The sequence below is a fragment of the Chryseobacterium cupriresistens genome (genome assembly GCF_046614675.1).
Classification (GTDB): domain Bacteria; phylum Bacteroidota; class Bacteroidia; order Flavobacteriales; family Weeksellaceae; genus Chryseobacterium; species Chryseobacterium cupriresistens.
In genome coordinates, this window is sequence record NZ_JBKKJT010000001.1 from 138322 (window position 1) to 151861 (window position 13540).

A 13540-nucleotide genomic window follows, 5' to 3' on the forward strand; every position below is an offset into this window, starting at 1 on the left:
ATTTCTTAAGAATACTAACCAAAATATAATTCTTATAATAAATATGGATAATCAAATGCAAGTTGAAAATTACAGGATTCAAAAACCTGAAATGTGGGCAGGAAATATCGGGGATGAGGAAATAAAAAACCGAATCAAAGACTCCGAATTTGCCAGAAGACAAATTGATGAAGGTCGTGATTACTGCTACTTTTTAGACAAAAAATACTATACAAGCAATACTGAAAACAGTGAGTACGTATGCATGGCGTATACTCTGAACGAACCTGGAAACCTGGAAAGGGCTTCTGTTTCTGATGTGATTGTTGAGGAAAATGAAGTTTACCAGATTCACAGGATCAGTGTGTTAAGGGATGGAGTGCTGATCGATAAGATTCCGGACACAAAAATAAAGGTTCTTGACAGTGAAAACCAAAGCAGTGGAGGAGTTCTGAGCAGTAATAAAAAAATCAATATCACCATTAAAGATCTCAGGCTCTATGATGTTCTGATCTTGGAAGATTCAAGAATCAAAGAATTTACAGACCGTGATTTTCTTAGAAAGGAGTTCTCAAAATATGTCTGGGTAAGTCCGGATAACTATTGGGCTTATGGCAGTTTTAAATTTACATTCATCAACGAACGTGAACAGACTGTTGCCTATAAAAAAACATTCTTCAGAGATGAGCAGGGAAATGTTCTTGAGCCGGAAATCAGTTATCTGAAAAAAGGAGATAGATTTGTCATTGAAGAAGAGAATTATATCAACCCTGTAGATTCAGGCCGTGAAATTTTTCCTTATGTAGATTTTGCTACAGAAAGCAACTGGAAAGATCTTTCCAATTATATTGTATCGTTCTATGAAGAGATTTTTAACAAATCTTCTTTACAGGATTTTGCTCCCAACCTGGTTGAAAAACTGGATGCCATTGCTGATCAGGATGAAAAGATGCAGTTTGCCATAGAATATGTACAAAATCATATCTATTATGTCTTCAATGCAGATGAAATGAATGGACATAAGCCACAGGAACCATCAGTAACGTATGAAAATAAACAGGGCGATTGTAAGGCAAAATCGGTTTTATTGAAAGTAATCCTTGATTATATAGGAGTAGACGCCTCTGTAGTGCTGGTTAATTTTAATACAGATTATTATATTAAATACTATCTGCCGTCCCTGTTAAGTTTCAATCATGTTGTCGTAAAAGTGAATTATAAAGGTGAAGAATATTTCATTGATGCAACCATCCGTGATGAATTCGGACTGATTGAAAACAGAGGCTTTATCTATTTTATGCATTATCTGGAAGTGAAGAAAGATCAGGAGCTTCAGGTAAGAAAATCTTATAAATTCCCTTATTTCTGCATTGATGAAAGAGTAGATTTAAATGCACAGGGTAATATCGGAAAGCTTACTTTATCAACAACTTATAAAGGAAACAGAGCCAATGCTATGAGAAGGTATTTTAAAAGTACCAATAAAAGAGAAATCATAGACAGCTGGAACAGCTTTCTTTTCTATGCGCTTAATTATTCAGGTGACCGTAATGGTACAGATGTCCGAAACGTATTCAAAGATGCTGCTATTGATGTAGTAAGTGATGACAAAAGACTGAATGAAGTTAAGATACAGTATACCGCAACCATTGAAAATCCTTATTTTGTGGATCCGCAGAAAAACCGTTTTCTGATGTACTTTGACAGAAATGTAGTGAAGGCGAGTGCAAGAGATTTCATCCACAAAGATTTACCTTTCTGGCATAATTTCGATAGTGAGAAATATGAAATCAATTTGCAGACGGATCAGAAAATTGATGTTGAAGAAAAATATACAGTTCAGGAAAGTACGATATCCAACCCATATTTTGATTATAAAAGTCGAAAAAAAGTGAACAAAAATGGGGCAAGTGTTTATATTGAATACAATCCTCTGATCAATATTGAAATTCCGCAAAGTGAGTTTGAAAAGTTCCGAACAGATCATCATACTGTTGCTGACAGTAATTTTGGACTGGGAATTGATATCATTGAACCGGGACTCATGAATATGCTTAAATTCAACTTTAAGAAGAAGTTTAAATAGAGCTTTGAATTTAAAGTTCAAAGTTTAAGGTTTAAGGTTTAAGGTTTAAGGTTTAGAATTACGGCGGGCGGCGAAGCCGCCCGCCGTAATTCTTTACTCACTATTATATTCGTTTACAATCAAAAAAACACAAATTCATTATGTCTAAGATATTTTTTCTTGCTTCTTGTATGACTGCTTCTCTGATCAGTGCCCAAAAATTAACCAAAGAAAACGTTACAGGATTCTGGAAACTGAAGGAAGCCGGATTTTATGAAGGTAAAAAGAAAGTGATAAAAGAATTCGATAACTGCCGCCTGATGAGAAATTATGCCATCAGGGAAGATGGTTTTGCCATTTATAATTATGTAGAAGGGAAGTCGGGTGACTGCAGTCCATCTGAACCAAGACTTTCTTTCTGGAGAGTTGTAGAAAACAGGATACAGTTTTATGTAGATGATAAAAATATCCTTGAAGAAGTGGAAGTAACAATCAATAAAGATCATACGATAACCTTTTCAAGCTATATTCCTGAACCGAAAAAAGTAAACGGAGATGCATTCGCTGAAAAAATAGCCAATACGGTTCATTACGACATACTTGAAAAACAATACTAACCGTAAACATAAAATTTTTAACGTATGAATTATGTAACAGTCATCTATCTCCTGAATCTGGTATTGTATGGCATGTATTTCTTTGGAAGAATGGGTAGTGAAGTTGATGTATCAGGACTGGATTATGCCGTTTCCGGAATTTTATCTTTATTTCTGATCTTCGCCGGATATCTGAATGCAAAAAAAGGGATGATCTACAGAACTGTCCTATGGATGTTTTTTGTGAATGTTTTCTTATTCGTTTGCTCCGGTTTGTTTGATCAGTTTGGAAGCGATTTTAATATTCTTTCTACAGGTAATAGTGACAGTTTTCTTTTTACATTGGCACTACTTGTTTATAACGGATATCTTTTTCCTTTAACGATTATCCTTGACGGATCAGGTCTGGCTTTGATAGTTCCGGTTGTATTGTCATGTATTCTGCCTTCATTGGGTTATCTGATTGGGAAGAAACTCCATCAGAATAAACAGAATTCTACCAGCATATAGTCATTGCGAACCGAAGGTGAAGCAATCTCAATCTAAACTTTAATATCCTCTACAGCTCTTGAAAACCAGGCAGATATTATTAAAAAAATCTGCGAAATCTCCACAATCTGCGAGAAAAATAATATCATCATTTGCTGAAAATCTCACATTGTACTAAGCCGAAATGCTCTTGCGTCTTCAAAACTAAAAAAAAACTAAAGGCTATTCCTGCTTTTGTGGCTGGTTATTGGACGTAAAGAACTTTTGTTTCCCGATTAATAGTTCAAAAAACAGTCTGAAATCTGAAATTAAAGACCATAAAGGATATTTAAAAGTAGCCGGCTTATTTCTCTCGATCACAGCATGACTGAACCAGGCAAATCCATAGCCTACAATCGGGATATACCAAAGAAATCTTTCTTTTCCGGAACTGATGACATACCATAATACGAAAAATACGAGAAACGTTCCGATGAAATGGAAAATGCGGGTACCTGTTTTACTATGCTCAGTAAGATAAAACTGATAAAACTCTCTGTATGTTTTGATTCTTTCAGACATGGCGGGTTAGTTTATTGGTTCAATTGAGTTGAAAGCAATAATTCTGCCGATTTTTAAAAGAGTCTCAAAAAGTAAAAAGGCAAAATAACAAATCAGTCTTTCCATCAGGTCTAACCTATTTGCTATTTTGCCTTTTCGCAATTTTATTAAGTGCTTACTTAGCTGTTTTTTAATTCTTTTCCAAGCTTACTGTTTTTATATCCGTAGCAGAAATAAATAACCATACCGATCAGGAACCACATTCCGAACCAGAACCAGTTCTCATGGCTCATTCCTGTAAGAAGATACAGACATGAACTTAAACCAATCAATGGGATTAATGATAAATTCTTGATAAAAGCTACGACACATAGAATCAGGTTGATGATAATAAAGAAGAAAATAGAAGCTCTGAATTCTCCTTCATTAGGGTCTGACCAGTTCATCAGATTATCAAAAAACTCAGGCTGCCACTGGTAGAAAGCCAGTAAACCTCCAATGAAAATGACAGGGAAAATGATTTTACCATTCACGTAAGGAAGGTGGAATCTGCCTTTAATTTTTTCTTTAGCTGGAAGCATTAGTACTCCGGCACATACCAGTACAAAAGCGAAAATAGTTCCGATACTTGTAAAGTCAAGAATAAAAGTTTTATCTGTAAACAGGATAGGAATACCTACCACAATCCCAGTAACGATGGTTGCGTATGATGGTGTTTTATACTTAGGATGTACTTTTTGAAATCTTGCAGGCATCAGTCCGTCACGGCTCATGGCATACCAGATTCTTGGCTGTCCCATCTGGAAAACCAATAATACAGTGGTAATGGCAACAATTGCAACGAAAGAAACTACAAGTTCCATCCAGGCTACATTGGCATTCGTTTTTTCAAATATAAATGAAAGCGGATCTCCCACACCATCAAATTTTTTGTAATCTACCATTCCTGTTAAGACCAATGTCAAAGCAATATAGATCACAGTACACAGCACAAGAGAGATGATCATTCCTTTTGGTAAAGTCTTTTGTGGGTCTTTAGTCTCTTCAGAAAGAACACTTAAAGCATCAAATCCGATATAAGCAAAGAATACTCCGGATACGGCACTCATTACCCCTGCAAAGCCATTTGGCATAAAGGATGGTGTTCCCGTTGTAGGACTTACCGGAGTCCAGTTTTCAGTATTGATATACGCAAAACCAACCAGTATAACCAATATAATTACTCCAAGTTTCAAGATAACCAGAGAGTTATTGAAGTTTTTACTTTCTTTTACTCCTACATAACAAAGCCATGTAATCAAACCGTTAATAACCAATGCCGGAATATCTACAATGAATTTCAAACTTCCGATTAATGGAGCGGTCTTCCATGCATTTAAGAGTTCCTTGTTTTCTGAACCATATTGAACGGCTTTTCTGGCTTCGGTATAGCTGCAGGTAAGATAATCAGGGATATGCATTCCGAGACGTCCTAAGAAACTGGTGAAATAATCTGACCAGGAAAAGGCTACGTAAATATTCCCGAAAGAATATTCCATGATCAGAGCCCAGCCGATAACCCATGCAATCAATTCCCCAAAACTGGCATAAGCATATGTGTAGGCAGAACCTGCCGTAGGAATTCTGCTGGCAAATTCAGCGTAGCATAAAGCGGTAAACCCACAGGCAAAGCCACAAATCAAATAGAGTAGTATTACACCGGGACCGCCTCTGAAAACGGCTTCTCCCAAACTGCTGAAACTCCCAGCTCCAATAATGGCCGCAATACCAAAAAATACAATGTCCCATACCCCTAAGACTCTTAAAAGCCCTGTTGATGTATCTGTATCTGAATAGATTTTTCTTCTAAAAAGTTGACTCATTCAATAACTATATTTGATTTGAAAAAAAGCAAATGTAATGATTTTTTATTTTGATGTTAACAGTTGTTAAAAACATTTGGGGAAAAATGCGCAAACAAAAGAATTTACTCTTTATAAATGGGAATTTCCACATAACTGTCGTTGTACCATTTTATTTCCAAAGGCTCACCTGCATCTTTTATAGTTTCATCACTTACATTTTTTCCTGTGCCATAATTGACCTGCCAGTTCTTATTTTTATTAACTCCTACCAATAAGACCAGTTTGCTTCCTTTTTCTATTTTTTTGCTGATGAAAAATGAGTTTTTGATTGGGATCTGCTCCTTTTTGCCAGGTTTAAGCAGATGACGTTTGGAATTGTTTTTTGCATAGCTGGCTCGGGTAAGATGTGTAGACAGTAAAAATACCTTACCATCAGGCTGCACCTGATATAATAGGGTTTTGGGATCAAAATCCTTTTTGTTGATGGAAACGTTGAATATTCCGGATAAATTTCCGCTTATTGTAATATCCTTTTCCAGAATTTCACTTTCAAAATAAATAGAATTGGTTACATACACACTATCCTGTTTGCTTACTGTATGATAAAGATATTTCGGATTTCTGTCTTTAAAGTCAACCGTCTGTTGGGTAAATTGTTCAGTTCCGGGTTTCTCAAAAACTGAAGAACCGTTTTTACGGTCCTGAAGATAAAATTTGAGAGAAGATGAGTGCATTTTATCAAGAGTAGGAACATGTTTCCATGTATTACTGTTCATGATCTGAAAATTGACTTTATCTTTCAGAAGTTCCGGTTTTTTGCCATCCTTCAGAATATAATCGAACCATGAAAAAGCAAGTTTATCAATACTTATTCTGGCTACAGGATCTATGAGTAGATTCCCATAACCGAAAACATAAACATAATTATTTCCATAGCTTTGAGCTGCTGCATGATCATAAGGTCCTATCACTAAATAATGGTTAGGATTTTTGTTGTATTTGTGATGTTCTTTATAATAATACAATGCTCCGATCTGATCAGCATCATAATAGCCTGTAGTCGTTAAAACAGGAATGTTTATTTTGGCAAATTCTTTTTTGTAAGGGACCATGTTTTGCCAGTATTTATCATAACCGGGATGATCCAGCCATCTTTGGAATATTGTATTGGGCTTCCCGCTTAAAGAATCAAGGGCTCTGAATGATCTGCCGCTTTTGTACCATGCTGTATTGATAGAGTCCCATTTTGTATCATTATTAAAGCTTGCTTCATCAGTCAGCTTATTATTGGTGACATACTGAATCCACTGGAGCATATAGCCCTTGAAGACATTATTCTGAGAAGGATAATCTATTCCGATTCCTACCGAAACCTGAGGCACAATGGTTTTCAAAGCCGGGTGCAGCTTTTTGGCAGCTGCCCATTGGCTGAATCCTAAATAACTTCCGCCTATCATTCCTACTTTACCATTGCTCCACGGTTGCTTGCTTACCCAGTCTATGACTTCATAAAGATCCTGCGCTTCATCTTCAAATGGATGATTGGGGTCATTGCTGTCTCTCTTTCCACGAGTATTAACCACAGCTCCTACATAATTGTAAAGAGCTGCTCTTTTCCCCATCCCTGCATCTACAAATTCTCCGGCATAAATATTATTGGTAAGTATAACGGGAAGAGGAGAGGTGTTTTCTTTTTTTCGTACAATTGTAATGGTGAGTTTTGTTCCTTTTTTTAAAGTAAGTATTTTGGATTCGATGATGAATTTTTCCTGCTCCTTTACTTTGAACAGCTGCATAATCTGAGGCTTGATGCTTGAGTAAGTCTTATAATTGACATAGTTCTTACATAAAGCCAGAGCGGAAGCATAGTCTATGCTGTCCTTATCTTTTTGTTTGTCAAGTGTTGCATTCAATCTCTTTTTATGGTCCTTTACATCTGAATCAATATCCAGGGTGGGCCCTACTTTGGTGGTCAGCGGTTCGGATAAACTTTCATATTTTGTAGTAAAGGCGGTTTGAAGAGCATTGGAAAACGAAATTTTTTTATCCTTTTCCATCAGTCTTGCCATGCTGTAGATTTCAAAAGCAAGATATTTGTTCCCTGCCATATTATGGTCTGCATATTCCTTACGGTAATCCGTTAAACTTGCAATGGAGTTTTTATAATCTTTTGCAGCGAGCTGTAAACGAAACTGATTGTCTAAAAACGTGAGCGTATACTTCGGTTTGTTTTTAGGAGATTGATGTTCAGTAATCACCTTTAAAGCCAGTTCCGGGATTTGTTTTTCCAACATTGTAGAATCTGTTGCCGCTGTCCTCGGAAAGTAAAATTTCTGAGCCTGCATTATATTGACAAAACATAATGCTAAAAGTATCTTAAATTTCATTAATGATGTATTTTGAGCTTCTGATGAAAAAGTATCATATCAAAATATGTACTTCGCCATTAATTACCCAATTGGTTATTTTTTTAGCGGGCTAAATTAAGAATTTTTATCAGTAAAGAATGAAATGATTTATTGTTGTTTTATCACATGAAGTCTGCTGAAACTTGTTTAAAAAGGTTTTTAATCTTTATAAACAGGGACTTCCACATAACTGTCATTGTACCATTTTATTTCCAGCGGTTCCCCTGAATCCTTTATCGTTTCTTCACTTACGTCTTTGCCAGATCCATAATTAATCTGCCAGTTAGGATTTTTATTGACTCCGACCAACAAAAGGAGTTTGCTTCCTTTCTCTATCTTTTTACTCATAACATACGAGTTGTTAATGGGAATCTGTTCTGTCTTGCCCGGTTCAAGAAGCTGTCGTTTTTGATTGTTTTTTGCATAGCTGGCTCTCACGATATGAGTGGATAGTAAATAGGATTTTCCATCAGGAGAAATCTGGTACAGATAGGTATCCGTATCAAAATCTTTTTTATTGATCGAAACATTGAAAACTCCTGACAGGTTTCCACTCATGATCATATCCTTGTCAAGAATTTCACTTTCAAAAGCGACAGAATTAGTCATTTTGATACTGTCTTTTTTGCTGACCTTGTAATAAATGTCTTTCTGATCCCTGTTTTTAAAATCAATAATTTGAGTTGTAAAATTTCTGGTTTCAGGTTTATTAAAGACTGAAGACGTATTTTTTTTGTCCTGAAGGTAGAATTTCAAAGAAGAATTATGCATTTTGTCAAGATCAGCAACATGTTTCCATGTATTCGTATTCATGACCTGAAAATTAATTCTGTCTTTCAGTAGTTCAGGTTTTTTTCCTCCTTTAAGAATATAATCAAACCATGAGAAAGCAAGATCATCGATGCTTATTCTGGCCACCGGATCAATAGGACTGCCATTCACGTAAGTAAATCCGAAACTTTGTGCACCGCCGTGGTTATAAGGGCCTATTACCAGATAATGATCTGCGTTTTTATTGTATTGATGATGCTGTTTAAAATAATACAGTGCGCCAATCTGATCATCATCATAATATCCTGTCGTGGTAAGAACAGGAATGTTAATTTTAGAAAAATCTTCTTTGTAAGGAATCATTTTCTGCCAGTACTCATCATATCCCGGATGATCCAGCCATCGCTGGAATATTTTGCTGGGTTTCCCGCTTATTTTATCTAACGACCTGAATGATTTCCCGCTTTTGTACCATTTTGTAAAAATAGAATCCCATTTTACAGCATTGGTAAAATCTGCTTCATCTGTAAATTTGTTATTGGTCACATATTGTATCCACTGCAGCATATAGCTCATAAAGATATTATTCTGAGCCGGATAATCAATCCCGATTCCCACGGCAACCTGAGGAACAATCGTCTTTAATGCCGGATGCACTTTTTTTACGGCTGCCCACTGGCTGAAGCCTAAATAACTTCCTCCGATCATTCCTACTTTCCCGTTGCACCAGGGCTGTTTGCTGACCCAGTCTATCACTTCATAAATATCTTGCGATTCATGCTCAAAAGGATTGTTCACATCATTGCTGTTTCTCTTGCCTCTCGTATTCACAACAACCCCTACGTAATTGTATGTAGCGGCTCTCTTTCCAAAGAAACCATCAATGGGACCTGCATAGATATTATTGGTTAAAATAACAGGAAGTGGCAATGTGTTTTCCTTTCTGCGAACAATAGTGACTGATAAGGTATTTCCATTGATCTTAAGATCTTTCGTTTCAATAATGAATCTTTCCTTGTCTTTTGAAGCCAGCAGCTGCATGACCTGAGGTTTGATGCTGGAGTAGGTTTTATAATTCAGATAATTTTTACATAGAGCCAGTGCCGTTTTGTAATCGATGCTGTCCTTATCTTTTTGTTTATCAAGGAAATTCTTCAACAGTTTTCTGGATGCGTTCACATCTCCGTTAAGAGCGAGTTCCAGTCTTGGAATCAGTTTTTCCGGAAGGCTTTCGTATTTTTGATTAAATACTTTTTGAAGGGCATTGGAAAATGAGGTATTGTTTTCTTCTTGCTCCATTTTTGCAAGGGCATACAGTTCAAATCCGATGTATCTGTAGTCTCCCATATTGTGATCCGCAAAGAGCTTACGGTTTTCGAAAAGGGAGGCCAATGAATTTTTATAATCATGAGCCACCAGCTGCAAGCGGAAAAGATTATCCATAAGGTCAACCGTATTTTCAGGTTTATACTTTGCAGACTGAAGGAGGGGAATCACTTGTTGCGCAAGTCCTGGAATCTGTTTTTCCAATATAACAGAGTCATTTACAGCTGTCTTGGGAAAATAAAACTTTTGTGCCTGCAGAAGGTTTACAAAAATTAATGCTAAAAGAATCTTAAATTTCATGAGATGGTGTGTTTATGGTATGTTTTTAGCTGCTGTTGAAAAAGTATCAAATTAAAATATGTTTTTGATAACTGTTTATTAAAATTGTTTATATTTTATCAAACGAAAGTAGTAAATTTTATCATTGGATGGTGAGAAAATTTACATTGTTATCAAATAAGAATTAACTGTCATTAACACTGTTAAAACTTGCTTAAACAATAAGTTTTTAATATTTTCGTTAACTTATTTAGACTAATTTTCTTATATCAAGAAGAATGAAATCAAAAAAAATACTTTTAGCGGCTGCGGTCATCTATTTCGGAATCTCCGATGCTCAACAGTCCCAATATTTTACCCAGAAAGAAAATTACAGGTTCAATCTAGCCGAAAATCTTTATCAGACCAAAATATACAACGCTTCCCAGTACGAATATGCAAGACAATATTTCTACAATCAGAATTTGTCCCGTTCGAAAAAGGAAGGCGCCCAGTTTTTTGATAATGTGATCGGTGTGATTCTTCAGAAAAATCATGCTGAAGAAGGGTTAACGGCTTTCATGAAAGAATATCCTAATTCTGCTTATTTTGCTCAGGCTAATCTTCCACTGGCAGATTACTATTTAGCAAAAAAAGATTTCGATAAAGCGCTGGAGACTTTGAAAAAAGTAAACCAGTATCAGCTTTCGAAAGAGGAGAATACCGAGTATATTCTGAAGCTTGGATATGCAAAATTCATGACGGGTGATTCTAAGGGAGCTACTGATGCCCTTGAAGAAGCTTATAAATCAGCAGATCAGTCCCAAAAAGGAGATATTGCTTATATGCTTGGGCATTTGTATTACAGCAACAGACAGAATGATAAAGCTTTCCAGTATTTTGATTCGATAAAAGATCAGGATAAATTCTCAAAGCTGGTACGTCCTTATTATGTACAGATGTATTACAATGATAAGAACTATGATCAGGCTATTACAGAAGGAACAGCTTTGTTGAACGAAAATATTTCAGATTCTTATAAAGCGGAAGTTCATAAGATCATCGGGGAGAGTTACTTCATGAAGAATGATTACACCTCTGCGTATCCACATTTGAAAGATTATCTGAATGTACAGCAGAATCCATCTGAAAACGATTTGTATGAGATGGGATTTGTAGCAGCACAGCTTAAAAAATATGATGAAGCGGTTTCTTATTACAACCAGCTTCTCAACAGCAATTCTGCTTTGGCCCAGAATGCTTACTACCAGCTGGGAAATGCTTATCTGGCTGTAGATAAAAAACAGGAAGCTCTTTCCGCATTCCGTTCTTCTTATCAGATGGATTATGATGCAAAAGTGAAAAAGCTGGCCCATGAGCAGTACGCTAAACTAAGTTACGATATCGGTAACCCGTTTGAAAGTCCTTCAGCGGTGATCCAAAGTTATATCAACGAAAATCAGGATGGTGCCAATGCCACAGAAATGAGGTCATTACTGGTGAAATCCTATCTGTATTCCGGAAACTATAAAGAAACGCTGAACGCAATCGACAGATTACAGAGTTCGACTCCTGAGATCAACAAAGTAGACCAGGAGGTTTCTTATTTGTTAGGGACTGAAGAATTCAACAAAGGAAATTATGATGAGGCCGAGAAATATTTCTTAAGAAGTCTTGGTTTTAATATCAATAAAGAATTCAACAGCAGAGCTTTATACTGGCTGGCACAGGTATATTATCAGAAAGGAAATTATCCATCTGCCATTGTTCGTTATGAAAAGCTTCTTACGGAAAACTTCCCTGAAAAGCAGCAGCTGCCTTATGATTTGGGATATGCCTATTTTAAATCTAAGAAATTTGATCAGGCGGCTACTTACTTTAAGCAGTATCTTACCAATCCGAAACCGGAATTTAAAAATGATGCAGAACTTCGTCTTGCAGATATCCATTATGCCAACAATGATCTGAACGAAGCCATTGCTATCTATGATAAAAACGAAGATGCTACGGATTATACTTTGTATCAAAAAGCAATGGCTCTGGGATTCAAAGGAGATACACAGGCGAAGATTAACAACCTTAAAAATCTTTTATCAAAATATCCGGATTCCGAATATTATGATGATGCTCAGTACGAAATAGGAACAGCCTACGCTGCTCAGGATGATTTTGCCAACTCTAATGATTATTTCGGAAAAGTAATTAAAGGTTCTTCCGACAAAGATCTGATTGCGAATGCTTCTATCTATAGAGCGCAGAATTACATCGATCAAAACCAGAATGATAAAGCACTTTCCGAATTGAAATCTTTGGGTGAGCAGTATAAAAATACGGCCTATGCTCAGAAAGTAGTTCAGGCTGCAAAACCTATCTTTACGAAAAACGGAGATGTTTCAGGATATGAAACTTTCGCAAGAAATATTGGAGTAAATGTAGATGCTGCTGAAATTGATGAGATCAACTTATCTACAGGGAAGCAGTTGTTCGCGAAGAAAGATTATAAGAATGCAATTTCTTACTACGAAAAGTATCTGACACAGAACCCGACAGGGGAAGGATTGTACCAGGCTAAGTACGAATTAGGAGAAAGTTATTATCAGACTAACAATTCAACCAAAGCTTTACTTGTGCTTCAGGAAGTTGCTGGAATTCAGAATGATTACCAGGATGATGCGCAAACTCGTTTAGCTCAGATCTTCCTTGCACAGGGGAATACTGCTGAAGCTAAAAAGTACCTTGAAGGCATCAAAAATTCTTCCAACATCAGCATTAAAAACTATGCAAATGTGGAATTGATGAAACTGTATGCGGAAGAAAACAATTTCTCAGAAGCTGAAAAATTAGCCAATGCAGTAATCGCCAATTCTAAAAACTCTGCAGCCGTTATTGAAACTGCGAAAGTGATTAAAGCAAGAAGCCTGATGAACTCAGGAAAAGACAAAGATGCACAGGCTGCCTATTCTTCTCTTGAAAAATCATCGAATACTTCGGTAGCTGCGGAAGCTTTATATGCAAAAGCCTATTATCAGAACAAAGGAAAAGCTTTCAAGTCTTCTAATGAGACGATCTTTAAGCTTGCCAATAATTATGCATCAGAAGAATTCTGGGGAGCAAAAGCTTTGGTATTGATGGCTAAAAACTATATCGGCCTGAAAGATAACTACCAGGCAAGTTATACCTGTGATCAGATCATTGCAAACTATAAGGATTTCCCTGAAATTGTTGCAGAAGCAAAAGAAGTTAAAAAACAGATTAAGAAATAGT

The 13540-nt window shown here is 36.3% G+C and carries 8 protein-coding genes; 4 read left to right on the top strand and 4 right to left on the bottom strand.

Translation table 11 applies throughout. The features are described from left to right. Positions 1–55: 55 nt before the first annotated feature. The 3 genes from ACLI50_RS00715 (at position 56) to ACLI50_RS00725 (ending at position 3150) form a co-directional block, all read left to right on the top strand. Positions 56–2065, top strand: a complete 2010-nt coding sequence (locus ACLI50_RS00715; protein ID WP_411412929.1) for a hypothetical protein — start codon at positions 56–58, stop codon at positions 2063–2065. Between the two features lie 140 nt (positions 2066–2205). Next, positions 2206–2661: a lipocalin-like domain-containing protein gene (locus tag ACLI50_RS00720; RefSeq protein WP_411412930.1), complete on the top strand. Its 456-nt coding sequence runs from the start codon at positions 2206–2208 to the stop codon at positions 2659–2661. A gap of 24 nt (positions 2662–2685) precedes the next feature. Continuing rightward, entirely contained in the window at positions 2686–3150 is a 465-nt protein-coding gene (locus tag ACLI50_RS00725; protein ID WP_411412931.1) for a hypothetical protein, read from the top strand. Between the two features lie 201 nt (positions 3151–3351). On the opposite strand, the gene ACLI50_RS00730 is transcribed toward ACLI50_RS00725, so the two are convergent. From ACLI50_RS00730 to ACLI50_RS00745, 4 genes are all read right to left on the bottom strand, one after another. Then, positions 3352–3690: an Mpo1-like protein gene (locus tag ACLI50_RS00730; protein ID WP_110010361.1), complete on the bottom strand. Its 339-nt coding sequence runs from the start codon at positions 3688–3690 to the stop codon at positions 3352–3354. A 158-nt stretch (positions 3691–3848) separates the two neighbouring features. After that, on the bottom strand, positions 3849–5531 hold the full coding sequence (locus ACLI50_RS00735; RefSeq protein ID WP_411412932.1) for an APC family permease: 1683 nt from the start codon (positions 5529–5531) through the stop codon (positions 3849–3851). Between the two features lie 104 nt (positions 5532–5635). Next, positions 5636–7900, bottom strand: coding sequence for a CocE/NonD family hydrolase (locus ACLI50_RS00740; RefSeq protein ID WP_411412933.1), 2265 nt, complete (start codon positions 7898–7900; stop codon positions 5636–5638). A 180-nt stretch (positions 7901–8080) separates the two neighbouring features. Beyond that, positions 8081–10318, bottom strand: a complete 2238-nt coding sequence (locus ACLI50_RS00745; RefSeq protein ID WP_411412934.1) for a CocE/NonD family hydrolase — start codon at positions 10316–10318, stop codon at positions 8081–8083. Positions 10319–10575: 257 nt separating this feature from the next. Here ACLI50_RS00745 and ACLI50_RS00750 point away from each other — a divergent pair, with 257 nt between their 5' ends. Beyond that, a complete protein-coding gene (locus ACLI50_RS00750) occupies positions 10576–13539 on the top strand; it encodes a tetratricopeptide repeat protein (RefSeq protein WP_343638741.1) in 2964 nt (987 codons plus the stop codon). Position 13540 lies beyond the last annotated feature (1 nt).

Coding starts and splice junctions, on each gene's coding strand:
- ACLI50_RS00730 (WP_110010361.1), bottom strand. CDS start 3,690: ATGTCTGAAAGAATCAAAACATACAGAGAGTTTTATCAGTTTTATCTT.
- ACLI50_RS00720 (WP_411412930.1), top strand. CDS start 2,206: ATGTCTAAGATATTTTTTCTTGCTTCTTGTATGACTGCTTCTCTGATC.
- ACLI50_RS00725 (WP_411412931.1), top strand. CDS start 2,686: ATGAATTATGTAACAGTCATCTATCTCCTGAATCTGGTATTGTATGGC.
- ACLI50_RS00740 (WP_411412933.1), bottom strand. CDS start 7,900: ATGAAATTTAAGATACTTTTAGCATTATGTTTTGTCAATATAATGCAG.
- ACLI50_RS00745 (WP_411412934.1), bottom strand. CDS start 10,318: ATGAAATTTAAGATTCTTTTAGCATTAATTTTTGTAAACCTTCTGCAG.
- ACLI50_RS00735 (WP_411412932.1), bottom strand. CDS start 5,531: ATGAGTCAACTTTTTAGAAGAAAAATCTATTCAGATACAGATACATCA.
- ACLI50_RS00750 (WP_343638741.1), top strand. CDS start 10,576: ATGAAATCAAAAAAAATACTTTTAGCGGCTGCGGTCATCTATTTCGGA.
- ACLI50_RS00715 (WP_411412929.1), top strand. CDS start 56: ATGCAAGTTGAAAATTACAGGATTCAAAAACCTGAAATGTGGGCAGGA.